Below are 25,491 nucleotides of genomic sequence, written 5' to 3'. Positions count from 1 at the left end.
GCGAAGGCGGGGGCGTGCGGTCCATGGACCGCACGCCCCCGCCATAACGAGGACGAGACCCCTTGTACCCCGGGTTCTGTCACGCCGCGCGAAGCGGCGCGGATGGCCATCCATCTCGACCTGACGTCGCCGCCAGGCTCTAGCGGCCTACCCGATGACACGGACGAGCAGCCCTTGCCGTCATCTGCTTGGCCTTGCTCCCGATGAGGCTTGCCATGCGGCCCGCTGTTACCAGGGGCCCGGTGGTCTCTTACACCGCCGTTTCACCCTTGCCTCCCGAGGGGAGGCGGTCTGTTCTCTGTTGCGCTAGCTCTCAGGTCGCCCTGGGCGGACGTTATCCGCCATCGTGCTCTGCGGAGCCCGGAAGTTCCTCAGCCCGTCCCAATGAAGGTCGGGGCCGCGGCCATCGGGGGGTCTCGGAGGCACCATCATACACGCCGTCCGGACCGCGGAGGAGCCGGCGGAATTTTCACGCCGTTGGGCGCGTCTGCGCGAAAGCGCGGTCCGTTCGTCTACAATGGGACTCACCTCGCCGGTAATGTTGCCGACGGGGACAGATATAGCGGCGGACAGCCGCTTGAATGCAAAGGGAGGTCACCATGGAAATCGTCGTTACCGGACGCCACACGCAGATCAAGCAGAGGTTCCGTGATGTCGTCGAAAGCAAGATGAATCGTGTGACCGCCATCGCCCCGGACGCCCAGCGCGCGCAGATCGTGGTGACCCACGAGGGCAACCCGAGCCGGGCCGACAGCGCCAAGCGCGTGGAGATCACCGTCATCGCCGGCCGCACCGTGGTGCGCGCCGAGGCTTCGAGCGCCGACGAGTACAGCGCCCTCGACCTGGCCCTCGACAAGCTGACCCTGCGTCTGCGCCGCACCCGTGACCGCCGCAAGGACCACCGCCGTGGCTATACGACGATGGAACCTGTGGACCTGGGTGCCGTGGAGCCGGAGACCGCCGAGGAGGAGGCCGCCGCCGAGGAGCCGAACAACAGCCCGCAGGCCGCCGTCGCCTCCGACCTGGGACCCGGCGAGTCGGTGGAGGTGCAGGTGGGCGACACCCCGATCGTCATCCGCCGCAAGCTGCACATCGCCGAGCCGATGACCATCGACGAGGCCCTGTACGAGATGGAGCTCATCGGCCACGACTTCTTCCTGTTCGTGAACAAGGAGACGAACCGTCCGTCCGTCGTCTACCACCGCCACGGCTGGAGCTATGGCGTCTTCGAGATCGACACCCCGGAGAACGTCGCCAAGACGAAGTGAGCCAAGCCGCCTGACGCGGCGCCGATGGAACCGGGCCCGCCGGAGGGATTCCCCCTCCGGCGGGCCCGGCCGTATGCTCCGGGATATGGCGTGTTCCCACCGTTCATCGAGGTTGTCGCGTACACTGGTCGGCAGTGTGCCCGAGGTCTGACGTCGCAGGAGGACCGTGGGCGATCCGTGTACACGACACAGGAGCGAACAGTGGTAGACATCGTTGACAAGGCCCTGCGCATGGGCGAAGGCCACCAGATCAAGAAACTCGAGGGCGTGGCCAAGGCCGTGAACGCCCTGGAGGACGAGATCTCGGCCCTTTCCGACGAGGAGCTCAAGGCGCAGACGCCGAAGTTCAAGCAGCAGCTCGAGAACGGCAAGAGCCTGGACGACATCATGCCCGAGGCCTTCGCCACGGTGCGCGAGGTCTCCAAGCGCACACTCGGCCAGCGCCACTTCGATGTGCAGCTCATGGGCGGCGCCGCCCTGCACTGGGGCAACATCGCCGAGATGAAGACCGGCGAAGGCAAGACGCTCGTCGCCACGCTGCCCAGCTACCTCAACGCGCTGGAGGGCAAGGGCGTGCACGTGGTCACCGTCAACGACTACCTGGCCAGCTACCAGAGCGAGCTCATGGGCCGCATCTACCGCTTCCTGGGCATGAGCGTCGGCTGCATCATCACCGAGCAGAAGCCGGCCGAGCGCCGTAAGCAGTACAGCGCGGACATCACCTACGGCACGAACAACGAGTTCGGCTTCGACTATCTGCGCGACAACATGGCGTGGGAGAAGAACGAGCTCGTGCAGCGCGGCCACCACTATGCGATCGTCGACGAGGTGGACTCGATCCTCATCGACGAGGCCCGCACCCCGCTCATCATCTCCGGACCGGCCGAGGGCGACGTGACCCGCTGGTACCGCCAGTTCGCACGCCTGGCGCCCAAGCTGGTGCGCGGCGAGGACTACGAGGTCGACGAGAAGAAGAAGACCATCGGCATCCTCGACCCGGGCATCACCAAGGTCGAGGACTTCCTCGGCATCGACAACCTGTACGAGCCGTCTAACACCGCGCTCATCGGCTACCTCAACAACGCGATCAAGGCCAAGGAGCTCTTCCTGCGCGACCGTGACTACGTGGTCACCGGCGGCGAGGTGCTCATCGTCGACGAGCACACCGGCCGCATCCTGCCCGGCCGCCGCTACAACGAAGGCCTGCACCAGGCCATCGAGGCCAAGGAAGGCGTGGAGGTCAAGGCCGAGAACCAGACCTTCGCCACGATCACCCTGCAGAACTACTTCCGCATGTACGACAAGCTCGCCGGCATGACCGGCACCGCCGAGACCGAGGCGGCCGAGTTCATGAGCACGTACAAGCTGGGCGTGCTGCCGATCCCGACGAACAAGCCGATGATCCGCGAGGACAAGGACGACCTCATCTTCCGCACGAAGAAGGAGAAGCTCGCCGCGATCGTGCGCGACGTGGCCGCCCGCCACGCCAAGGGACAGCCGGTGCTGCTGGGCACCGCCTCCGTGGAAAGCTCGGAGATCGTCTCCACCCTGCTCGACGTGGCCAAGATCCCGCATCAGGTGCTCAACGCCAAGCAGCATGAGAAGGAGGCCGCGGTCGTCGCGGTCGCCGGCCGCAAGGGCGCCGTCACCGTGGCCACCAACATGGCCGGCCGCGGCACCGACATCATGCTCGGCGGCAACGTCGAGTTCCTCGCCGACTCCAAGCTCAAGTCCGAGGGCTACTCCCCGGAGGACACCCCGGACGAGTATGAGAAGCGCTGGCCCGGCACCCTCAACGAGATCAAGGCCCAGGTCAAGGACGAGCACGAGGAGGTCGTCGAGCTCGGCGGCCTGTACGTGCTCGGCACCGAGCGCCACGAGTCCCGCCGCATCGACAACCAGCTGCGCGGCCGCTCCGGCCGCCAGGGCGACCCGGGCGAATCCCGCTTCTACCTGTCGCTCGAGGACGACCTCATGCGCCTGTTCAACACGCAGCTTGTGGCCCGTGTGATGGCCAAGGGTCTGCCGGAGGGCGAACCAATCGAGTCGAAGGCCGTGTCCAAGGGCGTGCGCAACGCGCAGAAGGCCCGTGAGTCGCAGAACTTCGAGATCCGCAAGAACGTGCTCAAGTACGACGATGTGATGAACAAGCAGCGCACCGTCATCTACTCCGAGCGTCAGAAGGTGCTCAAGGGCGACGACATCCACGAGGACATCGAGCGCTTCATCGTCGACACCGTCGCCTCCTACGTCAAGGGCGCCAACAACGGCTCCGACAAGCCGAAGGATTGGGATTGGGAGGGCCTGTTCAAGGCCCTGGCCGCTGTCGTGCCCACCACGGTGACGGTGGAGGACGCCCAGGCCGCCGCCGAAGGCAAGAAGGGCGAGAAGGCGGCCGCGGCCGTCGTCGACGTCATCGTCGCCGACGCCAAGGAATCCTACGCGCGGATGGAGTCCGTGCTCGGAGCCGAAGGTCTGCGCCAGCTGGAACGCCGCGTCGTGCTCGCCGTGCTCGACCGCAAGTGGCGCGAGCACCTCTACGAGATGGACTACCTCAAGGACGGCATCGGACTGCGCGGCATGGGCCAGCGTGATCCGCTGGTCGAATACCAGCGCGAGGGCTACCAGATGTACAACTCCATGATCGAGGCGATCAAGGAGGAGTCCATCCAGCTGCTGTTCCACATCGACATCCAGCAGGTCGCCAAAACCGAGGACCTGAGCACCGAGCGCGACGAGGACGCGGCCGTGGACGCCGCGGAGGCCGCCGTCGGCATCGAGGGCGCATCCGAGGATTCCTCCGCATCCGAGGACGCCACGGTCATGGCCGCCGGGCCCGACGAGGACGGCGAGACCGCCGACGAGGCCGCCGAAGGCGAGGTCGAGCAGGAGGCCGACGAGACCGAGGACAACGCGGTGGTGACCCACGACGAGAACGGCAACCCGGTGATCGTCGGCCCGGCACCGGTCAGCCACGCCGAGGGCAAGGTCCCGGCCAGCAAGCGTCCGAAGAGCGAGGAGCTCAAGACGCCGTGGGCCGACGGCCGCACTTTCCCCGGCACCGGCAAGAACCAGCCGTGCCCGTGCGGCTCCGGCCGCAAGTACAAGATGTGCCACGGCCAGAACGAGAAGGCCTGACGGCCTGTAGGCATCGCATATGACGGAAAGCGCCGCCCTCCATGGAGGGTGGCGCTTTCCGTCATACGGACGCGCGAATCCCATGCAACGGGACGTCGTTACAATAAGCCGCAACCAAGCACAGGGGACGTGCCTCCACGCCCTCGACGGAAAGGGGCATCATGGCCGACGTCACATGGAAATCGATCCTGACCAAGCTTGTGGGCGGCTCCCACCTGACGGCGGGGGAGACCGAGTGGTATGTCGACGACCTGATGGAAGGCAACGCCGCCCCCGCCGCCGTCGGCGCGGTGCTCGCCACCCAGCAGCAGCTCGGCCTGACCGCCGAGGAGGTCGCCGGCGCCGCCAAGGCGATGGTCGCGCACGCGGTGCCGCTCAAGGTCACGGGGGAGTGCACCGACATCGTCGGCACCGGCGGCGACGGCGCGGCCACGGTGAACCTTTCGACGATGGGCATGGTCGCGGCCGCGGCCGCCGGCGTGAAGATCGTCAAGCACGGCAACCGCGCCGCCTCCTCGAAATGCGGCGCCGCCGACTGCCTGGAGGCGCTCGGTCTGCCGCTCGGCCTGACGCCCGAGGCCGTGGGTGAGGTGGCCGACGAAGTGGGCGTCACCTTCGCCTTCGCGAAGACCTTCCACCCGGCCATGCGTTTCGTGGGACCGATCCGCGCCGCCCTCGGCGTGCCCTGCGTGTTCAACGTGCTCGGCCCGTTGACCAACCCCGCCAATCCGCAGCATGTGGCCATCGGCTGCGCCGACCGCCGTCTGAGCCCGATCATGGCCGAGGTGTACGCCGGACGCGGCCAGACCGGCATGGTGTACACCTCGCACGAGGGACTCGATGAGCTCGCACCCACCGGGCCGGTCTCCGTCTGGGAGTTCCGTGGCGAAGGCGTCGTCGAAACCGAATTCGACCCCACCGTGGAGCTGGGGCTCGCCCCCGTCTCGAGCGCGGACCTCAAGGGCGGGGAGCCGGACTTCAATGCGCAGGCGATGCGCGACTTCCTCGCCGGGCGCGACGTGCCGTTCCGCACCACCGCGTTGCTCAACGCCGCCTCCGCCATCGTCGCCGATGGACATCTGGTCCCCGCCGACGGCACGCTGGCCGGGCGTTTCCAGACCGCCTACGCGCTGGCCCAGGACGCGGTGGACAACGGCTCCGCCATGGCGCTGCTCGAGCGTTGGATCGAGGTCGCCAAGGCCAAGGCCTGAGCGGTCAGACCCGCGCCCCGTCGTCGAACTCGTCGGTGCGGGTCTGCCGGTGGCCCCGGTGGCGGATGATGAGTCCGGCCGCGCCCAGCAGCGCGCACAGGCCGAACACCGATCCGAGGAAACCGGTGAGCGCCGGCACGAACACCGAGGCGATGATGCCCGCGATGCCCACGACCAGCAGAATCCAGAACAGGGCCTTCGCCTTGTTCACCGGGCCGATCGAGGGGTTCGGCGGCACGAAGTCCTCGCCGTAACGGTCCATCACCTCATCCGTGTCCAACCAGCTGGACCCGGAGAAGTCGCGCGGTCCGCGCGAGCGCGCGCCCGCGTTGCCATGCGCGAAGGAATCGGCGGTCAGGTCGTCCACGTTGAGCAGCGCCTCCTTCTCCTTGCGCTGCGCATGCCGCTCGAACTTCCTGGCGCTGGAGGAGCCGGCCACATCCTTGAGCTCATCGCGATGCTCCGCCTCGAACGCCGCCCACGCGGCATCCAGGTCGTTGCCGCCGGAGGCGGCGTTTTCGCGTTCGTCGTCGACGTTGCTATTGTTGAGGTCAGTCATGGACACCACTCTAATCAGGCGTGGGGGCAAACCGCGCCCCGCCTGGCCAAGGCAAGAGGGAAGGGACCCATCGTGCTGTACTGGTTCTTCGTCAAGGGATTCGGCTGGATCGCCCGTCTGAGGCTCGGCCCCACCGTCACGGGGCTTGAGAACGTGCCGCGCGAGGGCGGCGCGATCATCGCGGCGAACCATCTGGCTGTCATCGACGACGCGCTCATCCCGATCACCTGCCCGCGCATGGTCCATTTCATGGGCAAGGCCGAGTACTTCGAAGGCAAGGGGTTTAAGGGCCGGTTCAAGAAGTGGTGGTTCACCTCCGTGGGCGTGTTCCCGGTCGACCGTTCCGGCGGCAGCAAATCCCTCGGCGCGCTGGAGCATGCGCGGCAGATTATCGAGGAGGGCCACCTCTTCGGCATTCACATTGAGGGCACGCGCAGCCCCGACGGGCGCCTGTACAAGGGCCACACCGGCATGGCCAAGCTCGCGTTGGAGACCGGCTGCCCGATCGTGCCCACCGCGATCATCGGCTCGGACAAGCTCCAGCCCGTCGGCACCGTGGTGCCGAAGAAGGGCAAGACCCAGGTCATCTACGGCAAGCCGATCGAGGTGGAGCGCAAGGCCGCCGCCGACATCACCCACGACGATCTGCGCGGGCTCACGGACCGGGTGTCCGCCGCCATCGTCGCGATGAGCGGCCAGGAATACGTGCCCGAATACGCCCAGGCCGTCAAGAAGCGGCTCAAGGAGCAGGCCGCGGCCGCGCAGGCCGCACAGTCCGGGCCGAGGGCCTGAAACCGATTCGCAGCCGGCCTGCCGGGCCCAAGGCACGGCAGGCCGGATCACACGACGGTGAGTGTGACGACGGTGGGCTTGCCGTTCGCGTCGCGCACGCGCACCTGCTGGCCGGGGCCGGGGTCCTGCAGCCGCACCGTGTGTGTGAGGTCGCCCAGCGGCGCCGACTTCTGCACCTTGAGTCCCAATGCCTCGAGGGTTTTGGCCGCGTCGTCATACTGCTGGCCGCGCACATCCGGCACCGTCGCCATCTGTGGGCCCTTCGAGACGACCACGTCCACCGAGTCGCCCCAGTGCAGTTGGGTGTCCTTGTCCACCGAGGCGGAGAGCACCTGCCCGGCCGGGGCGGTGTCGCTGAACTCCTCGGTGAAGTTCGCGGTGAGCCTGAGGTCGTCGAGCGCCTGCTGAGCCTCGGCCTTGGTGCGGCCGACGATATCCGGCATGCTCACCGGCATCGGTCCCTTGGACAGCGTGACGGTCACCTCGTCGTTGTGTTTGACGGTGGCGCCGGGGTCGGGCGACACCGCGATCGCCGCGCCCTCGGGAAGGGTCTGGGACCATTGGTCGTTCGCCTCGTCGTGGCGCACGTTGTCGAATCCCGCGTCCTTGAGCGCGGCGAGCGGATCCTTGCCGGCTTGGGAATTTGGGTCGAGGATGTCGGCGGGGATCGTGGCCATGCGCACGCCCTTGGAGACGACGACGTCCAGCCGCTGCGGCTGACGCTTGCCCACATGCGAGCCGACGGCGGCCTCGTCGCGTCCGATCTTCGCGGTGACGACGTCGCCTTCGGCCACGTCGTCGCTGTACTCCTCGGTCACGTGGTAGGGCACGCCCATGACCTTGAGCGTGCTTTCGTACGCGTGCCAGTCCGCGTCGGTCAGGCGGCAGGTCTGGCCTTCGGCGCAGGTCACGTCGTCGGGCTTGGGCAGCTCCCAATAGCTGCCAGGGCCCAGGTAATACCACCAGGCGCCTGCGCCGCCGCCGGCCGCGAGCACCAGCGCCACGACCAAGCCGATGACCAGGGCCTTGCCGCCGCGCCGCCGCTTCGCCGCGCCGTGCCCGTCGCCCTCGCCGGTCCCGCCCGCCGCGCCGGCACCGTCCTTGAAGGCGGCCAGCCCGTCCACGCCGAGGGCTTGCGTGGCCTGTCCGTCGGCATGTGGCACGGCCAGCGTCGCCGCGGGATCGGCCGTCGTGACGGAGTCGGCCGGGGCGACGGGTGCCGTCGCACCGGCCGTCATCGGCGTCGTCGGCGCCACGGCGGGGGCCGGCGGCACGGGCGGTGCGACGGGGGTGTCGCCCGTCTGCAGACGGTACTGCCAGTCCTCCAACGACAGACCAGAGGCGACGCGGCGCAGCTCGTCGAGCGCGACGGAGGCGTCGGCCGGGCGCGCCTCGACCGCCCGCGCCGTCAGATGCGCGACGAACGCGGCCACGGCCGGCGCGATCCCCGGGCACACGCTCGAGACGACGGGCACGTCCTCATGCACATGCTTGAACACCAGCGTGACCGGATTGTCGGAGACGAACGGCACATGCCCGGCCAGCATCTCCCACGCCATGACGCCCACCGAATACAGGTCGCCCTGCGGCGTCGCCTCGTTGCGCTCGATCATCTCCGGCGCCAGGTAGGCCGCGGTGCCCAGCAGCATGCCGGTGGAGCTCAGCGTCGCCTGCGAGGCGGCCTTCGCCAGGCCGAAGTCGGTGATCTGCACATGCCCGCGGTCGTTGACGAGGATGTTCTCCGGCTTGATGTCGCGGTGCACCACGCCGGCGCGGTGCGCGGCGGCAAGCCCGTCGAGCGTCTCCATGAGGATGCGCACGGTCTCGCGCACATCGAAGGTGCCGCGCTGGTTCATCTCATGGCGCAGATTCACGCCATGCACATACTCCATGACCAGATAGTCGAGCCCGTCGAACTCGCCGGTGTCGTACACCTGCACGATGTGCGGGTTCGCGATCGCGGCGGCGGACCGGGCCTCGCGGCGGAAACGTTCGACGAACTGCTCGCGGTGCGGTCCCTGCGCCAGCTGCGTGTGCATCACCTTGATCGCCACGTCGCGGCCGAGCCGTTCGTCCACGGCCTTGTAGACAGTGGCCATGCCGCCTTCGGCGATCCTGGAGACGACGCGGTATCGTCCCTCGATGGTCCGCCCGGTCAGGGCGTTTGCGTCTTCGTTCATGTTCTCCAAGGCTGGCCTTCGCAGGGGTTGATGTGACTCACCGCCCCGCCGCCATGCCGGCGCATGACGCTCCGGGTCCTGGGGGCGGGGCCTGACATCCAGTCTACACAGGACGTCGGGAGGTTCCGTGGAGCCCGCGAGGCCGGCCGCTGCCTGCGCGGCCGGCTAGCGCAGATCGGCGGGCACGAAGCGCGAGCAGGCGTCCGCCAGCGCCGCCGCGGCGTCCGGGGTCAGGCCAAGGGCGTCGATGGCCTGCCGCGCCTGCCGCCACAGACCGGCGATGCGTTCCCGGGAGCGGTCGATGGCGCCGGTGGAGGCGAACAGGTCGATGACTCGGCGCACGGTGGCCGCGTCGCGCTCCGGCGCCGCATAGGCCGCGATGAGCTCGGCGCGGCCGTCCGGGCCGGCCTCGCGCAACGCGTCGGCCAGCAGCACCGTGCGTTTGCCTTCGCGCACATCGCCGCCGACCGGTTTGCCGGTGGCCCGGGAGGAGCCGATGACGTCGAGCAGGTCGTCGGCCAGTTGGAAGGCGACGCCCAGCGGATGGCCGACGGCCAGCGCCCGCTCGCGGGCCGGCCCGGGGTGCGTGCCGGCGGCCAGCATCGCCAGTTCCAACGGCGCGATCGTGGTGTAGCTGGCGGTTTTCCAACGGAACACGTCGAGCGAGGCGGCGGCCAGATGGCCCGGGTCGTCCAGGCCGGCGGTCTCCACCGCCAAGTCGAGCATCTGGCCGTACTCCACCTCGTGGTGCATGCCGAGGAACGCGCCGACGAGCGCGTCCCGGTTCGGCAGGCCGCGGGCCGCGCGGTCCACGATGGCGACGGAGGCGGTGGCCAGCACATCGCCGAGCATGATGCCCAGCCCCGTGCCCACCGCGTCGTCATGGGCGGCCGTGGCGAGCGCCCGGTGCGCGCTCGGCCTGCCGCGGCGCATATCCGAGTCGTCGATGATGTCGTCATGGACGAGCGCGGCCGTCTGGAACACCTCGATGCCGCAGGCCAGATCGAGCATCGCGTCGCGCGCGGGGGAGGGGACGTCGCCGGCGAAGACGCCGTAGGCGTCGAGCGCCAGCAACGCGCGCAGGCGCTTGCCGCCCTCGCTGGAGGCCACGGCCTGCCGCGCGGCCGCGTCGACCAGCGCCTGGCAGCAGCCGGGGGCCTCCCGCCGCCCGGGGGCGCCGGCGAACTCGGCCACCAGGGCCGCGATGCGTGTCTCGATGGGTTCCCTGTCCATGCTCATGCGCCCCAGCGTATCCGGCGGCGGAGCCAAACGGCGCCTCCCCGCGCCATGCCGGGGCGTCTGGGCCGGCGGATTGTGGACAACCCGTTTTCCTCCACAACGCCGGCATGGCGGCGTTCCAACGATTCCGGGGATCCGACCACAATGCCCGTGCGGGCTGGTGCGCGGCTCCGGCGCCGCGCACCATGGAAGGCAGCGGTGACGGAGGGCATGGCAACGCAAAGGAGCGACGATGGAACGGAACACACGGCGGCGGCAGCGGCCTCCCGCGGGATGGCCCGACGACTGGTCCCAGGGGACGCCGGGGCAGGAGGATGCGGACGGGCTCGCCACACGGCTGCGCGAGGAACGGCGCCGGCTCGGCCCCGGCCAGGCCTGCCGGTGCTGGCTGGACGGACCGTTGGACGACTGGCTCGACTGCCTCGCCCAGGGCACCTGGCCCGACGGCAGGACCCTGGCGTATCTGACGGTCGGGGCGAGCCAGGTGCTGGCCATCCGCGACGCGATCATCCTCTCCCTGGTCGTCTCGCCCGGCCTGACCGGCAGGGACGAGCTCCTGGACTTCGCGTCCAGGCCCGCAGAGCGGCGCGTCGCCCGGCGCATGGCCGACCTGCTCACCCAGGCTTTGTACGAGCCGCAGGCCCGCGCCTGCGCCGCGCGGCTCGAACATGGGGTGGCGGCGCTGGAACGCGCCGCCGACCTGCTGCCGCCGCAGCTGGCCGCGCAGACGCTGGCCGCCTGCGCCTATGCGCTGTGGTGGGCGGACGACGCGGACGCGGACGCCGAGGCCCGCCGCTGCCTGGAGGCCGACCCGGACTGTTCGCTGGCTGCGATGGTGCTCGCCGCCATCGGCCACGGCATCACGCCGGCCCGTCTCGCCGCGCGCCGCCGTGCCGGCGCCGGCGGGAATAATCGTCCGCGCGCGATGGTTAACTCCAATAGTTGACGATGTGCCCCTGCCCGCAGTGCGCCTGTCCGGCAGTCGGCGCGGACGGCAGGAACCCGAGGAGGAACAGTTTGGCTACCAAGGACACGACGGCTGAAGTGACCGAGGCTGAACAGGGCGCGCAGGCCGACGCCAAGACGGCGACGGCCTCCGCGCGCGGCGCCGGGAAGACCACGGCGCGGAAACCCGCCGCGAAGAAGGCGGCCTCGGCGAAGAAGAGCGCCGCCAAGGCCGGGGCGAAGGCCACGGGCAAGCGTTCCGCCGCCAAGTCCAAGGTCCAGCCCAAGGACGAGGAACGGCTCGACGAGACCGCCGAGGACGAGGAGCTGGACGAGGACCTCGAGGAGGACCTTGACGAGGAGGACCTCGACGAGGACGAGTCCACGGACGACGAGGACGACGACGAGAGCCTCAACGACGCCGCCGCCGCGTTGGACGACGACGAGGACGACGAGGACGACGAGCCGGCCGAGCCCGAGGCGCCCAAGGAGAAGGGCGCGTTCGTCGTGCGCGACGACGAGGATGACGACGAGCCGCGTCCGCGCCGCACCAAGGCCGGCAATCCGCGCCGCCGCGTCATCAACGCCGGCGCCACCGCCGACCCGGTCAAGGATTACCTCAAGCAGATCGGACGCGTGAGCCTGCTCAACGCCGAACAGGAAGTCGACCTTTCCGAGCGCATCGAGGCGGGCCTGTACGCCCAGCATCTGCTCGACACCGAGGGCGACACCATGGACTTCAAGCGCCGCCGCGAGCTCAAATGGGCCGCCAACGACGGCAAGAAGGCCAAGGACCACCTCCTGGAGGCCAACCTGCGCCTGGTCGTCTCCCTGGCCAAGCGGTACACGGGCCGCGGCATGCTGTTCCTCGACCTCATCCAGGAGGGTAACCTGGGCCTGATCCGCGCGGTCGAGAAGTTCGACTGGCAGAAGGGCTTCAAGTTCTCCACCTACGCCACGTGGTGGATCCGCCAGGCGATCACCCGCGCCATGGCCGACCAGGCGCGCACGATCCGCGTGCCCGTGCACATGGTCGAGGTCATCAACAAGCTGTCGCGCGTGCAGCGCCAGATGCTGCAGGACCTGGGCCGCGAGCCCACGCCCGACGAGCTGGCCCGCGAGCTCGACATGCCGGTCGAGAAGGTGCAGGAGGTGCAGAAGTACGGCCGCGAGCCGATCTCCCTGCACACCCCGCTCGGCGAGGACGGCGACTCCGAGTTCGGCGACCTCATCGAGGACACCGACGCCATCGCCCCCTCCGACGCCGTGGCGTTCAGCCTGCTGCAGGAGCAGTTCAAGCAGGTGCTCGAGACCCTGTCCCCGCGCGAGGCCGGCGTCATCAAGATGCGCTACGGCCTGGAGGACGGCCAGCCCAAGACCCTCGACGACATCGGCCGCGTCTACGGCGTGACCCGCGAACGCATCCGCCAGATCGAGTCGAAGACCATGTCCAAGCTGCGTCACCCGTCGCGCTCGCAGACCCTGCGCGACTTCCTCGACCAATGACCGGGCCGCGGCCGCGCGGCGGCCGCGCCACCGGACAACCCACCCACGACAGACAGGACGATATGGCGACAGCCGAACACTACGGCGCGAAGGACCTCGCCGTCCTCGAAGGACTTGACGCGGTGCGCAAGCGCCCCGGCATGTACATCGGCACCACCGACTCCCAGGGCCTTATGCACTGCCTGTGGGAGATCATCGATAACGCGGTGGACGAGGCGCTGGCCGGGTTCTGCGACGACATCGTCGTCACCCTGCACACGGACGGCTCCATCACCGTGGCCGACAACGGCCGCGGCATCCCGGTGGACGTCGAGCCGAAGACCAAGCTCACCGGCGTCGAGGTCGTCATGACCAAACTGCACGCCGGCGCCAAGTTCGGCAACTCCTCGTACAACGCGGTCGGCGGCCTGCACGGCGTCGGCTCCTCCGTCGTCAACGCGCTGAGCGCGCGCCTCGACGTGGAGGTCGACCGCGGCGGCAAGACCTACCACATGGCCTTCCATCAGGGCCATCCCGGCGTCTACCAGGACGGGACGGCGGAGGACGGCACGCCGCTGCGCTCGCCGGACCACCCGTTCAAGCGCACCCGCAAGAACCGGCCCACCGAGCTCGAGGTCATCGGCACGGTGCCGGCCAGACGCACCGGCACCCGCGTGCGCTACTGGCTCGACCCGGAGATCTTCAACCAGACCGCCCGCTTCTCCTACGAGCAGCTCGTGGACCGCGTGCGCCAGACCAGCTTCCTCGTGCCGGGGCTGAAGATCACCGTCGTCGACGAGAACGTGGACTCCGCGCCCGCGGACGGGACCGCGGAGGCTGTCCCGCAGGGCGCGCAGGAGACGGCGGTCGAATCCGACTCCGCCGTGGACGAAGGCTCCGTGGTGGCCGACGGCGCCTTCGGCGAACAGCCGGAACATCCCCGCGTCGCCACCTTCCGCCACACCGGCGGCGTCAAGGACTTCGTCGACTACCTCTCCCACGGCGAGCCCATCTGCGACATCTGGCGCATCCAGGGCGAGGCCACCTACGAGGAGGAGACGCAGGCCGTCGGCGAGAACGGCGAGCTGCACGCCCGCAACGTCACACGCACCTGCGGCGTCGACATCGCCCTGCGCTGGGTCAACGGCTATGACACGGTGATGCGCAGCTTCGTCAACATCATCGAGACGCCGGGCGGCGGCATGCACGTCGACGGACTTATGAACGCGGTCACCCGGCAGGTGCGCAAGGCCGTCGAAGCCAACGCCCGCAAGCTCAAGGTCAACCTCAAGGACGCGGGCACGCGCATCGAGCGCGACGACATCATGGCCGGACTGGTGGCCGTGGTCACCGTGCGCATCGCCGAGCCGCAGTTCCAGGGGCAGACCAAGGATGTGCTCGGCACCGCGCAGGTCAAGCCGATCGTCACCAAGATGGCCGACCGGCAGTTCGGCGAGATGATCTCCGGCGCCAAGCGCGGCTACAAGGAGCAGTCCGGCCGCGTGCTGGAGAAGATCGTCGGCGAGATGCACGCCCGCATCCAGTCGCGCAAGGCCAAGGAGGTCACGCGCCGCAAGAACGCGCTCGAATCCGCCTCCATGCCCGCCAAGCTCTCCGACTGCCAGCCGGGCAACGACGACGTGGCCGAGCTGTTCATCGTCGAGGGCGACTCCGCCCTGGGCACCGCCAAGGCCGCGCGCAACGCCGGCTTCCAGGCGCTGCTGCCGATCCGCGGCAAGATCCTCAACGTGCAGAAGGCCTCGATCACGCAGATGCTCGGCAACAAGGAATGCGCGGCCATCATCCAGGTGGTCGGCGCCGGCAGCGGCGCGAGCTTCGACATCGAACAGTCGCGCTACCACAAGATCATCATGATGACCGATGCCGACGTGGACGGCGCGCATATCCGCATCCTGCTGCTCACCCTGTTCTACCGGTACATGCGGCCGCTCATCGAACACGGCTACGTGTACGCGGCCGTGCCGCCCCTGCACCGCATCGCCCTGACGGGCCCGCGCAAGGGCCAGTACCTGTACACGTACTCCGACGACGAGCTGGCCGACCGTCTCGCCGAGCTCGACGCGCAGGGCATCGGCTACGCCGACGACATCCAGCGTTACAAGGGCCTGGGCGAGATGGACGCCGACCAGCTGGCGGACACCACCATGAACCCGCGCACGCGCATGCTGCGCCGCATCCGCATGGAGGACGCCGAACAAGCCGCCGGCATCTTCGACCTGCTCATGGGCGACGACGTGCCGCCGCGCAAGGCGTTCATCGTGGACAACGCCGACGACTTCGACCGCTCCAAGATCGACACCTGACCGTCCGCGCCCCGCCAGGGGCGCCGGGACAGTCCGGAACACGTCGCCTACCGTTCGGTCGGTCATCCGTGTTGTAATGATGGCGTCCGACAACGCCGACGTGAGTCCCGCACAAGGAGCGTGCGCCCATGGCCAACCTGCTGCTCGCCGTGATCTACCTCGCCTTCGTCAGCCTCGGCCTGCCCGACGCCCTGCTGGGCGCCGCATGGCCGGTGATGACCCGCGAGTTCGACGTGCCGGTCTCCTGGCAGGCCGGCATCTCCATGGTGATCTCCGCGGGCACCATCGTCTCCGCGCTGCTGAGCGACCGGATGACGTTGCGCTTCGGCGCCGGGCGGGTCACCGCCGTGTCCGTGGCGATGACCGCGCTGGCGCTCGCCGGATTCTCCTTCGCCCCGGGCTTCCCGGTCCTCGTGCTGCTGGCCATCCCGTACGGTCTTGGCGCGGGCGGTGTGGACGCGGCGCTCAACAATTACGTGGCCGTCCACTACGAGAGTCGGCATATGAGCTGGCTGCACTGCATGTGGGGCCTGGGCGCCTCGCTCGGCCCGTACATCATGGGCTACGCGCTTTCCGGCGGCCACGGCTGGCATTGGGGGTACCGGTGCGTGGCCGGCATCCAGGCCGCGCTCACCTGCCTGCTGATCCTTTCGCTGCCCCTGTGGAAGCGGCGCCGGGTGCAGGCCGGCGACCGCGAGGCCGGCCCGCAGGCCGGCGACCGCGAGGCCGGCCCGCAGGCCGGCGACCGCGAGGCCGGCCCGCAGGCCGACGGGCCGGAGGCCGGGCGCAAGCCACTTGGCATCCGCGGCGTGCTTGCGATTCGCGGCGCCAAGGAGATCCTCGTGATGTTCTTCTGCTACTGCGCGCTCGAACAGACGGCCATGCTCTGGTCCAGCAGCTACATGGCCATGGGCCGCGGCATCGGGAACACGGTCGCCGCCAGTTGGGCCGCCCTGTTCCTCATCGGCGTGACCGCCGGCAGGTTCCTCTCCGGATTCATGACCATGCGCTTCGACGACGCCACGATGATCCGCATCGGCCAGGCCCTGATCCTCGCCGGCATCGTGACGCTGGTGCTGCCGCTGCCGGCGCATCTGGACCTCATCGGCGGCCTTATGCTCATCGGCCTGGGTTGCGCCCCCATCTACCCCTGCGTGATCCACGCGACGCCGGCCTACTTCGGCGAGGACAAGTCGCAGGCGATCGTCGGCGTGCAGATGGCCTGTGCCTATGTGGGCACGCTGGTCATGCCGCCGCTGTTCGGCCTGCTCGCACAATACGTGTCCATCCGCCTGTTCCCCGGTTACCTGCTCGCGATCCTGGCCCTCATGACCGTGATGCACGAGCGGCTGCGCCGCCTCCGCGGCGACGCGCTGGCCGCGCGTCCATAACCGCGGGGCCGCGCCGTCCACCCGCGCCAGCCGAGGTGCACGCCGGCTACAATCGAACATATGTGCGACAGTCTGGGCTTCCTCTCCGCGCCCGCCAAGGCGTGGTTCGCCCATGCCTTCGGCCGGCCCACCGCCGTGCAGGAGCAGGCCTGGCACGCCATCCACGACGGCAGGGACGTGCTGGCCATCGCCCCCACCGGCTCCGGCAAAACGCTCGCCGCCTTCCTCGCGGCGATCGACCGGCTCATGGCCATGCCGGCCCGCGAACGCGCCAGGCGCGGCGTGCGCGTGCTGTACGTCTCGCCGCTCAAGGCACTGGCCGTCGACGTCGCGCGGAACCTCACGGCGCCGCTGGACGGCATCGCGGCCGCCTACCGGGCGCAGGGCCTGGCGGCGCCGGCCATCGAGGTCGCCATACGCTCCGGCGACACCACGGCGAAGGAACGCCGCCACATCGCCGCGCACCCGCCGCATATCCTCGTCACCACGCCGGAGTCGCTGTACCTCATGCTCACCTCCAAGGCACGCGACACGCTGCGCACGGTCGACACGGTCATCCTCGACGAGGTCCATGCGGTGGCGGGCTCCAAACGCGGCGCCCATCTGGCGTTGAGCCTCGAGCGGCTCGATGCGCTGGCCGGCCGCCACGCGCAGCGCATCGGCCTGTCCGCCACCGTGCGCCCCGTCGACGAGGCCGCGCGCTTCCTCGCCGGAGGCTGTCCGGTGACGGTCGTGAACCCGGGCGGCGCCCCCGCCATGGACCTCAGGATCGTCGAACCGTTGGCGGATATGCGCGACCTCGACGCCGCGAACGTGCCCCGGCGGGCCGGCGGCGTCGACGCCGAGGAGGCCGGCCGGCCCATCTCCGGCGTCACCCCCGCGATGCGCCGCCTTGCCCGGCGCAAGGGACTGGCGGGGTCGGACGCCGACGGTACTGGCCACCCGGCCATCGTCGGCGCGGCCGGCGACGGCATGGACGGCATGGGGACGGCGCCGCGCGACGCCGTCGGCTCGATCTGGCCGGTCGTCGAACGCAGCGTGCTCGACGCGGTGCTCGCGCACCACACCACCCTGGTCTTCGTCAACTCGCGCGGCCTGGCGGAGAAACTCACCGCACGGCTCAACGACCTGGCCGCCGGCCGGCCCACGGGACCGGGCGGCGAGGCGCCCGCCTCTCCGGAGGGGCGCGAAGGGCACGCGCGCCACTACGACGCCGTCGTCGGCTCCACCACGATGCTCGTCGGCCCCCGGTCCGCCGACCCGGACGCGGTCATCGCGATGGCCCACCACGGCTCCGTGTCCAAGGACCGGCGCGCACGCATCGAACAGGAGCTCAAGCATGGCCGGCTGCGCTGCGTGGTCGCCACGAGCAGCCTCGAGCTCGGCATCGACATGGGTTCGGTGGATCTGGTCATCCAGATTGCGCCGCCATTGTCCGTGGCCTCGGGCCTGCAGCGCGTCGGCCGCGCCGACCACCATGTCGGCGGCGTCTCCCACGCGCTCGTCTACCCGCTCACCCGCCAGCAGATCATCGGCGCCGCCGCCAGCGTGGAGGCGATGCGCGCCGGCGCCATCGAACCGCTCGCCATCCCGCGCAACCCCCTCGACATCCTCGCCCAGCAGACCGTGGCCGCCGCCGCGATGGAGGACCTCGACGCCGACGCCTGGTACGCCGAGGTGCGCCGCGCCGCCCCTTTTGCCACGCTGACGCGAGCCGACTACGACGCCACGATCGGCATGCTCACCGGCGCCTACGATGCGGAGGAGTTCTCCGCCTTCCGTCCGCCGCTGATGCGCAACGAGTCCACCGGCGCCATCGCGGCGCGCCCCGGCGCCCAACGGCTCGCCGTCACCAGCGGCGGCACCATCCCCGACCGCGGCCTGTACACCGTCGTCCTGCCCGAATCCGATGCCGGCAGGGGACCGCGGCGCGTCGGCGAACTCGACGAGGAGATGGTGTACGAGTCCCGCGTCGGCGACGTCATCACCCTCGGCACCTCCACCTGGAAGATCCAGGAGATCACCCGCGACCGCGTGGTCGTCGTGCCCGCGCCCGGGCGGACCGCGCGCCTACCGTTCTGGCATGGGGACGGCGCCGGCCGCGACGCCGGCTTCGGCCGCGCCATCGGCCGCTTCCTCGCCGACATGGACGCAGGGCTACGCCCCGCCGCCCCCAAGCCGGCCGCCGGCGGAGAAGCCGGCGAACAGGCCCGGCCCCGCCCGCGCTTCGACGGGCCCACCGCCGCACGCCTGGCCGCCGACGGCCTCGACGCCAACGCCATCGGCAACCTCGCCGGCCTGCTCGCCGAACAACGCGCCGCCACCGGTGCCATCCCCACCGACCGGCGCCTCGTGGTCGAACGCTGCCCCGACGAGGAAGGCGACTGGCGTGTCATCCTCCATTCGCCCTACGGCCGGCGCGTCCACGAGCCCTGGGCCATGGCCCTCGACCATCGGCTCAAGCAGCGCTATGGCTTCGACGGCCAGACCTACGCGGCCGACGACGGCATCGTCATCCGCCTGCCCGACGGCGTCATCCCCACCGACGCCGCGCTGCGCGACCTGTTCCTCTTCGACCCCGACGACCTCATGCGTGACGTCCAGGCCCAGGTCGGGCAGACCGTGCTCTTCGCCGCGCGCTTCCGCGAATGCGCCGCCCGCTCCCTGTTCATGCCCCGCGTCCAGCCCGGCCGGCGCGTGCCCCTGTGGCAGCAGCGCCTGCGCGCCGCCCAGTTGCTGGCCGCCGCCCGCACTTGGCGCAACTTCCCGCTGCTGCTGGAGACCGCCCGCGAATGCCTCCAGGACGTCTACGACCTGGAGGCGCTGCGCCGCCTCATGGCCGACCTCGACGCCGGGACCACGGCCCTCGACGTGGCCGCCACCGATGTTCCCTCGCCCCTGGCCGAGAACCTGCTCTTCGGCTACGTCGGCCAGGTCATGTACCAGTACGACGTGCCGCAGGCCGAACGCAACGCCCAGCTGCTCGCCATCGACCCCGAGGTGCTCGGCCGTCTGCTCGGCACCGCCGACATGGCCGGCGTGCTCGACCCCGCCGCCATCGCCGAGGTCGAGCGGGAGCTCGCCGGCCGCACCTTCTGGAACGCGCTCGCCGACGATGACGTGACCGGCCGCCTCGCCCGCTACGCGAAAACCCACGGCCCGTTCACCGCCGACCAGGCGATGCGCGAGCTGGGCCTCGACGCGGCCGTCACCGTGCGCACGCTCGAGGAGCTCGCCGCCCGCGGTGACCTCCTGCACGGCCACTTCGCCGACCTGCCCGGCGCCACGGAGGACCAATGGCTTCACCGCGACGTGTTCCGCCGCATCCGCAGCCGTTCCCTGGCCCGGGCGCGCGCCGCGATCCGGCCGGTGGACCCCGGCGACTACCAGCGGTTCCTGCTGCGACGCCAGGGCGTCGGATCCGGCGGCGCCGGGGGCCACGAGGGCACGGACGGCCTGCTGCGCGTCATCGAACAGCTCGAGGGCGTGGCCCTGCCACCCACAGTCTGGGAGCATGGCGTGTTCCCGGCGCGCGTGCGCGGCTATGCGCCCGCCCTGCTCGACGAGCTCCTCGCCTCCGGCGACGTGGTCTGGGTCGGCTCGGGCGGCGCCAAGACGGGCGAGCCGGGACTCGTCGCCTTCCATCCCGCCGACTCCGCCCTGCTCGGCGCCATGGCCGCCCACGCCGACCGCAGCCGGCACGAGGCGGCGCGCCAGGCGGCCGCCGGCACGGCGACCCTGCCCGACGCAATCCTCGGCGTCTTGGGACAGGGCGGCGCCTGGCGCTTCGACCAGCTCGCCGCGCTGGTGCGCCGCCGCCTGGAGACGGCCGGCGGAGGCGACGGCGACGTCGACCCGGACACCGGCGAGATCCTGCCCCGCGGCTTCTCGCCGCGGCAATGCGAGGAAGCGCTCTGGTCCCTGGTGTGGCGGGGCCTGGTCACCAACGCCAGCTTCGCGCCGGTGCGCGCGCTGGGGGAGGGGCCGCGCCGGCGCGGCCCCGCGCGCACGCCGCGCCGCCGCATCCGCATGCCCCTGCCCGCCCCCGCCACGACCGGCGGCCTGTGGACGGCTGTCGCCGCCTCCACGGAGCCGGGCGGGCGCGACGCCGGGACGGCCGCCGTCACGCCGGAGGAGGCGCTGCTGGCCCGCGTGGAGGCGTTGCTCGACCGCTACGGCGTCATCGCCAAGCCCCTGGTCGAGCAGGAGGGCGTGCCCGGCGGATTCGCCGGGCTATACCCGGCCTTGAGGCGCATGGAGGAGCACGGCACACTGGTGCGCGGCATGTTCGTGCGCGGCTTCGGCGCCGCGCAGTTCGCCGCCAAGGACACCGTGGACGCCCTGCGCCGCATCGCCTCGGACAAGGCTGCCTCGGACGGGTCTCCGGCCGTCGCCCTGGACGCGCTGGATCCGGCGGACCTGGCCGGCGCCGCCATGCCCTGGCCTGCCGTGCCCCGGGGCGCGGCCAAACCGTCGCGGCGCGCCGGCGCCATCGTCGCGCTCGTCGACGGCAGGCCCGTGCTGGCCGCCTCCGCCACCGGCCGCCATCTCACCGTGTTCGACGCCGACGCGCATCCGGATCCGCGCCTGGAGGCGGCCTGCGCGGCGTTGGCGCAGGCGCTGCGCCGCATGCGCCCTGGCAGCGTCTCCATCGCCGACGTCAACGGCGTGCCGGCCACGGCGCGTGAACCGCATGCGGCGGCATTGCGCGCGGCCGGCTTCACCCCCACGCCCCAAGGCATGACCCTGTACCGTTGAGCCGTGGCCTGCGGCGCCATGCCCGCCGCGACTCACTGCCCGGAGACGTGATGCTTGGGCAGCGTGATCTCGAAGTCGGCGCCGCGCTCGTCGTCCACCACGCGCACGGTGCCCCCGTGCAGCTGCGCGGCCCACCGGGCGATGGACAGGCCCAGTCCGGTGCCGCCGGACTCGGTGCCGGGACCGTGCTTGCCCTGCACGAAGCGGCGGAAGATGGCGGAACGGTCCTCGGGTGCAATCTGCGAGCCGAAGTTGACGACGTTGGTGACGATGGTGCCCCTCGCCTCGTCCTCATGCGCTTCGATGAGCACGGCGGTGCCATCGGGGGAGTGCTTGAGCGCGTTGGCGATGACATTCGTGAACAGTTGGCGCAGCCGGTCCCGGTCTCCCTCCAACGTCACTTCTCGCGGCACATCGAGGCGGATGTCGTGCGCATGGCCGCCGTCGGCCAGCTCCAGCGGCTCGACCGTGTCATCCAGGAACTCGGCGAGGTCGAAGCGTTCGATCTGCAGCGAGGCGGCACCGGCCTCCATGCGGCTCAGGTCGAGCAGGAAGGCGATGAGGTCGCCCAGATGCTGCGTCTGGTCCAGGATCGACTCGAGGTTGGCGGGCGTCGGATCGGTGACGCCGTCGGCCATGTTCTCCACCATCGCCTGCAGCGCGGAGACCGGCGTGCGCAGCTCATGGCTCACATTGGCCACCATGTCGCGGCGCATCTGGTCGGCGTGCTCCAATTCCCCGGCCATCTGGTTGAAGGCGCGGGCGAGCTGGCCGATCTCGTCGGCGCGGCCCGGGTCCACCTCCACGCGCACCGAATAGTCGCCCTCGGCCATCGCCTCGGAGGCGTCGCGCATCTGGCGCAGCGGCGTGGTCAGCCCCCGGGAGAACCAGTAGGTGATGCCCAGGGCCACCACCAGCGTCAGCGGCATCGCGATCCAGCCGCTCCAACCGTATTTGAGCAGGAACCAGCACATCGCGAACGCGATGGCGCTGGACAGCACGATGATGACCGCCAGCTCGCGTTTGAGCGAGGCGAACGAATCGAGCGGACGCGTGCGCCGGCGCACACGCCGCTGCGGATGCCGGCGCCTTCCCCCGGCGCCGGCATGGGTTGTGGTGGTGTTACGGGTCATCGCTCGTCCGAACCCGTGGCCGGGTCGGCCTCGGGCGGTTCGAAGGCGTAGCCGACGCCATGCACGGTGCGGATGATCGCGGAACCGAGCTTATGGCGCAGCGCCTTGACATGGCTGTCCACCGTGCGGGTGCCGGAGGCGTCCACCCAGTCCCACACCTCCTCGAGCAGCTTCTCACGCGTGAGCACCGACTTGGGCTTGCGCGCCAGCGTGGCGAGCAGGTCGAACTCGGTGGGGGTCAGGTGCACGCCCTGCCCGTCCAGCGTGACCAGACGCTGCGCCGGGTCGATGACCAGACGGCCGAAGTCGAGCAGCTTCTCGTTCTCCGCGTTCTTCGCGATGACCTTGGCCCGCTCCACCCGGCGCAGCAGCGCCTTGCAGCGGGCGATGAGCTCGCGCATCGAGAACGGCTTGGTCATGTAATCGTCCGCGCCGGCCCCCAGTCCGGTCACCTTGTCCGCCTCGTCGTCGCGGGCGGTGAGGATGAGCACCGGCACCGGACGGGCGGCCACGATGCGCTTGGTCGCCTCCAGGCCATCCATGATCGGCAGCATGATGTCCATGATGACCAGGTCCGGCTTGAGCTGGGCGGCCGCCTGCACCGCCGAGGCGCCGTCGCCCGCCACGCGGGCGGTCCACCCTTCGGCGCTGATGCGCTGGGCGATGGCCGTGGCGAGCGTCGGCTCGTCCTCGACCACGAGCACGGTGCGCGGAGTCGAGGACGAGCGTGAGGAAGCGGTGAGCATGGGGTGTCCCTTTCAGTCGATCGACTTCAAGAATACCGCTCCCAGGGCCGGAATGGTCAGCTTGGCGGAGGCGGGGCGGGAATGGTACTCGCCCGCGTCGGCCTCGAAGACGCCGTTGTGGATGCCCGAGCCGCCGTACCGCTCGTCGTCGGTGGTGAACACCTCCTGCCAGCGTCCGCCCTTCGGCAGGGCCACCTGGTAGTCGGGCCAGGCCTCGCCGGAGAAGTTGACGACCACCGCCACCTGGCTGCCGTCCGTGCCGATGCGCAGGAAGGACAGCGTGTTGTGGTCGGCGTCGTCGCTGGTGAGCCACTGGAAGCCCGCCGGGTCGAAGTCCTGGCTCCAGATGGCCGGCTCGGCCTTGTAGAAGGCGTTGAGATCGGCGACCATCCGCTGCACGCCGCTGTGCTCGACCCAGTTCAGGCAATCCCAGTCGAGGGAGGTGTCGTGGTTCCACTCGCCCCACTGGGCCAGCTCGTTGCCCATGAACGTGAGCTTCTTGCCCGGGTGCGCCCACTGGTAGGCGAACAGCGCGCGCACGCCGGCGTAGCGCTGCCAGTCGTCGCCGGGCATCTTGCCGAACAGCGAGCCCTTGCCGTACACGACCTCGTCGTGGCTGATCGGCAGCACATAGTGCTCCGAATAGGCGTACACCATCGAGAAGGTGATCTCGTTGTGGTGCCATTTGCGGTTGATCGGCTGCTCGTGCAGATACTCCAGCGTGTCGTGCATCCAGCCCATGTTCCACTTGAGTCCGAAGCCGATGCCGCCGGCGTTCGTGGGGGCGGTGATGCCCGGGTAGGCGGTGGACTCCTCGGCGATCATCATGATGCCGGGGTTGTTCTTGTACGTGGTGGCGTTCGCCTCCTTGAGGAAGTCGATGGCCTCCAGGTTCTCGCGGCCGCCGAACTTGTTCGGATGCCACTGGCCGGGCTTGCGGCTGTAGTCGAGGTAGAGCATGGAGCTGACGGCGTCCACGCGCAGCGCGTCGATGTGGTATTCGGAGCACCAGAAGCCGGCGTTGGCCACGAGGAAGTTGCGCACCTCGCGCCGGCCGAAGTTGAACACGTAGGTGCCCCAGTCCGGATGCTCGCCGCGGGTGGGGTCCGGATCCTCGTACAGCGGCGTGCCGTCGAAGCGGCCGAGCGCGAACGCGTCCTTCGGGAAGTGCGCGGGCACCCAGTCCATGATCACGCCGATGCCGGCCTCGTGCAGCTGGTCCACCAGATACTTGAAGTCATCCGGGCCGCCCAGGCGCGAGTCCACCGCATAGTAGCCGGTGACCTGGTAGCCCCAGGAGCCGACGAACGGATACTCGGCCAGCGGCATGAACTCCACATGCGTGAAGTTCATCTTCTCGATGTACGGCACCAGCTTGTCCGCCAGCTCGCGGTAGTCCTTGACGTCCTTGCGCCAGCTCAGCGCGTTGAGCTCGTAGATGGCCACCGGGCCCGCGTGCGGGTCCTTGGCGGCGCGTTCGGCCATCCAGTCGGCGTCGCCCCATTCGTAGGTGGAGTCGACGACCACGGAGCCGTTGGCCGGCGGCACCTCGTGCGAACGTTCCATCGGGTCGGCCTTCATGACCCACTCGTAGTTGGCGTTGAGGATCTCGTACTTGTACACCTCGCCGGCGCCCACGCCCGGGATGAAGATCTCCCAGATGCCGGAGGAGCCGATCGAGCGCATCGCATGGCGGCGGCCGTCCCAGGAGTTGAAGTTGCCGACCACGCGCACCGCGTGCGCGTTCGGCGCCCACACCGCGAAGGCGGTGCCCGTCACGGGCTTGCCCGGCTCGCCGTTCTCGTTGCCCATCGGGTCGTCGAAGCGCATCACATGCGCGCCCAGCGCCTCCCAGAGGCGCTCGTGGCGGCCCTCGCCGAACAGATAGGCGTCCATCTCGCCGACGGTGGGCAGGTAGCGGTACGGCTCGTCCTCGGTGGGCACGAAGTCCCAGCCCTCGTATTCGGTCTTCACCCGGTAGTCGGGCACCGACCAGCCGTCCTCGCCGTGCGCGGAGGGGACGACGGCCATGAACACGCCGTTGAATTCATGGCGGGCCGGGTACTCGCCGTCCTGGGTGACGATGGTCACGGCCTTGGCCATCGGGCGCAGCGTGCGGATCGTCGTCCACCTGGCCGCGTCGCCGGTGGGCAGATGGCCGCCGAGGATGGCGTGCGGATTGTAGAACTCGCCGTTGCTCACGCGTTCCAGGGCGTCCTGGTTCACCGGCACGGCGACAGTGTCGTCATTGAACTGTGCATGAGTAGTCATGTCCCCATAGTGTAGACGGCCTTGGCGCGCCCGCGCGCCCGCCCCGCGCGT

Annotated in this window: 15 protein-coding genes and 1 other RNA gene; 9 read left to right on the top strand and 7 right to left on the bottom strand. The window is 70.0% G+C overall.

The features are described 5' to 3' along the window. Window positions 1–49: 49 nt before the first annotated feature. Window positions 50–419, bottom strand: an RNA gene (gene rnpB, locus H7U32_RS03980) — RNase P RNA component class A. A gap of 180 nt (window positions 420–599) precedes the next feature. Between rnpB and hpf the strand changes: the two genes are divergently transcribed. From hpf to trpD, 3 genes are all read left to right on the top strand, one after another. Then, on the top strand, window positions 600–1,268 hold the full coding sequence (gene hpf, locus H7U32_RS03975) for a ribosome hibernation-promoting factor, HPF/YfiA family (protein ID WP_204468283.1): 669 nt from the start codon (window positions 600–602) through the stop codon (window positions 1,266–1,268). Between the two features lie 201 nt (window positions 1,269–1,469). Then, window positions 1,470–4,406 carry a preprotein translocase subunit SecA gene (secA, locus tag H7U32_RS03970; protein ID WP_204468281.1) on the top strand — a complete coding sequence of 979 codons (2,937 nt, stop codon included), beginning with the start codon at window positions 1,470–1,472 and terminating at the stop codon, window positions 4,404–4,406. 161 nt (window positions 4,407–4,567) lie between these two features. Next, window positions 4,568–5,617 (top strand): anthranilate phosphoribosyltransferase, encoded by a 1,050-nt coding sequence (trpD, locus tag H7U32_RS03965; RefSeq protein ID WP_204468279.1) that lies wholly within the window; start codon window positions 4,568–4,570, stop codon window positions 5,615–5,617. Window positions 5,618–5,621: 4 nt separating this feature from the next. Here the strand turns inward: trpD and H7U32_RS03960 are convergent, their stop codons facing one another. Further along, window positions 5,622–6,176 (bottom strand): hypothetical protein, encoded by a 555-nt coding sequence (locus H7U32_RS03960; RefSeq protein WP_204468277.1) that lies wholly within the window; start codon window positions 6,174–6,176, stop codon window positions 5,622–5,624. 72 nt (window positions 6,177–6,248) lie between these two features. Between H7U32_RS03960 and H7U32_RS03955 the strand changes: the two genes are divergently transcribed. Further along, window positions 6,249–6,968: a lysophospholipid acyltransferase family protein gene (locus H7U32_RS03955; protein ID WP_204468276.1), complete on the top strand. Its 720-nt coding sequence runs from the start codon at window positions 6,249–6,251 to the stop codon at window positions 6,966–6,968. Between the two features lie 47 nt (window positions 6,969–7,015). On the opposite strand, the gene H7U32_RS03950 is transcribed toward H7U32_RS03955, so the two are convergent. Together H7U32_RS03950 and H7U32_RS03945 are read right to left on the bottom strand one after the other, a co-directional pair. Then, window positions 7,016–9,148: a Stk1 family PASTA domain-containing Ser/Thr kinase gene (locus H7U32_RS03950; protein ID WP_204468274.1), complete on the bottom strand. Its 2,133-nt coding sequence runs from the start codon at window positions 9,146–9,148 to the stop codon at window positions 7,016–7,018. Between the two features lie 165 nt (window positions 9,149–9,313). Further along, entirely contained in the window at window positions 9,314–10,387 is a 1,074-nt protein-coding gene (locus H7U32_RS03945; protein WP_204468272.1) for a polyprenyl synthetase family protein, read from the bottom strand. A 232-nt stretch (window positions 10,388–10,619) separates the two neighbouring features. Between H7U32_RS03945 and H7U32_RS03940 the strand changes: the two genes are divergently transcribed. The 5 genes from H7U32_RS03940 to H7U32_RS03920 all read left to right on the top strand — a co-directional run bounded on the left by H7U32_RS03940 (window position 10,620) and on the right by H7U32_RS03920 (window position 21,290). After that, window positions 10,620–11,333: a DUF4192 domain-containing protein gene (locus H7U32_RS03940; protein ID WP_204468271.1), complete on the top strand. Its 714-nt coding sequence runs from the start codon at window positions 10,620–10,622 to the stop codon at window positions 11,331–11,333. A gap of 71 nt (window positions 11,334–11,404) precedes the next feature. Next, complete coding sequence (locus tag H7U32_RS03935; RefSeq protein WP_440201430.1) at window positions 11,405–12,838, top strand: RNA polymerase sigma factor; 1,434 nt, start codon at window positions 11,405–11,407, stop codon at window positions 12,836–12,838. Between the two features lie 62 nt (window positions 12,839–12,900). Next, the gene (locus H7U32_RS03930) at window positions 12,901–15,141 is read left to right on the top strand and encodes a DNA gyrase/topoisomerase IV subunit B (protein ID WP_204468269.1); all 2,241 of its coding nucleotides are present in this window, start codon (window positions 12,901–12,903) and stop codon (window positions 15,139–15,141) included. Between the two features lie 128 nt (window positions 15,142–15,269). Continuing rightward, a complete protein-coding gene (locus H7U32_RS03925; protein WP_204468267.1) occupies window positions 15,270–16,532 on the top strand; it encodes an MFS transporter in 1,263 nt (420 codons plus the stop codon). Between the two features lie 60 nt (window positions 16,533–16,592). Then, window positions 16,593–21,290 carry a DEAD/DEAH box helicase gene (locus H7U32_RS03920; RefSeq protein WP_204468266.1) on the top strand — a complete coding sequence of 1,566 codons (4,698 nt, stop codon included), beginning with the start codon at window positions 16,593–16,595 and terminating at the stop codon, window positions 21,288–21,290. A 32-nt stretch (window positions 21,291–21,322) separates the two neighbouring features. Here H7U32_RS03920 and H7U32_RS03915 read toward each other — a convergent pair whose 3' ends face one another. The 3 genes from H7U32_RS03915 to glgB are packed head-to-tail and all read right to left on the bottom strand — an operon-like array spanning window position 21,323 to window position 25,440. Next, window positions 21,323–22,423 carry a sensor histidine kinase gene (locus tag H7U32_RS03915; protein WP_204468264.1) on the bottom strand — a complete coding sequence of 367 codons (1,101 nt, stop codon included), beginning with the start codon at window positions 22,421–22,423 and terminating at the stop codon, window positions 21,323–21,325. Then, window positions 22,420–23,169 carry a response regulator transcription factor gene (locus tag H7U32_RS03910; RefSeq protein WP_204468262.1) on the bottom strand — a complete coding sequence of 250 codons (750 nt, stop codon included), beginning with the start codon at window positions 23,167–23,169 and terminating at the stop codon, window positions 22,420–22,422. The genes H7U32_RS03915 and H7U32_RS03910 overlap by 4 nt, the downstream gene beginning before the upstream one ends. A gap of 12 nt (window positions 23,170–23,181) precedes the next feature. Continuing rightward, window positions 23,182–25,440, bottom strand: coding sequence for a 1,4-alpha-glucan branching protein GlgB (gene glgB / locus H7U32_RS03905; protein ID WP_204468260.1), 2,259 nt, complete (start codon window positions 25,438–25,440; stop codon window positions 23,182–23,184). Window positions 25,441–25,491: the final 51 nt, after the last annotated feature.

The organism is Bifidobacterium pullorum subsp. saeculare, from assembly GCF_016899725.1.
Taxonomy (GTDB): Bacteria; Actinomycetota; Actinomycetes; order Actinomycetales; family Bifidobacteriaceae; genus Bifidobacterium; species Bifidobacterium pullorum_C.
The sequence above is the reverse complement of the archived record's forward strand: the minus strand, read 5'-3'. Positions and strand labels throughout refer to the sequence as shown.

What these genes read in the sequence shown, in the direction of transcription:
- hpf (WP_204468283.1), top strand. Translation starts at nt 600, where the DNA reads ATGGAAATCGTCGTTACCGGACGCCACACGCAGATCAAGCAGAGGTTC.
- trpD (WP_204468279.1), top strand. Translation starts at nt 4,568, where the DNA reads ATGGCCGACGTCACATGGAAATCGATCCTGACCAAGCTTGTGGGCGGC.
- H7U32_RS03960 (WP_204468277.1), bottom strand. Translation starts at nt 6,176, where the DNA reads ATGACTGACCTCAACAATAGCAACGTCGACGACGAACGCGAAAACGCC.
- H7U32_RS03950 (WP_204468274.1), bottom strand. Translation starts at nt 9,148, where the DNA reads ATGAACGAAGACGCAAACGCCCTGACCGGGCGGACCATCGAGGGACGA.
- H7U32_RS03945 (WP_204468272.1), bottom strand. Translation starts at nt 10,387, where the DNA reads ATGAGCATGGACAGGGAACCCATCGAGACACGCATCGCGGCCCTGGTG.
- H7U32_RS03940 (WP_204468271.1), top strand. Translation starts at nt 10,620, where the DNA reads ATGGAACGGAACACACGGCGGCGGCAGCGGCCTCCCGCGGGATGGCCC.
- H7U32_RS03930 (WP_204468269.1), top strand. Translation starts at nt 12,901, where the DNA reads ATGGCGACAGCCGAACACTACGGCGCGAAGGACCTCGCCGTCCTCGAA.
- H7U32_RS03925 (WP_204468267.1), top strand. Translation starts at nt 15,270, where the DNA reads ATGGCCAACCTGCTGCTCGCCGTGATCTACCTCGCCTTCGTCAGCCTC.
- H7U32_RS03920 (WP_204468266.1), top strand. Translation starts at nt 16,593, where the DNA reads ATGTGCGACAGTCTGGGCTTCCTCTCCGCGCCCGCCAAGGCGTGGTTC.
- H7U32_RS03915 (WP_204468264.1), bottom strand. Translation starts at nt 22,423, where the DNA reads ATGACCCGTAACACCACCACAACCCATGCCGGCGCCGGGGGAAGGCGC.
- H7U32_RS03910 (WP_204468262.1), bottom strand. Translation starts at nt 23,169, where the DNA reads ATGCTCACCGCTTCCTCACGCTCGTCCTCGACTCCGCGCACCGTGCTC.
- glgB (WP_204468260.1), bottom strand. Translation starts at nt 25,440, where the DNA reads ATGACTACTCATGCACAGTTCAATGACGACACTGTCGCCGTGCCGGTG.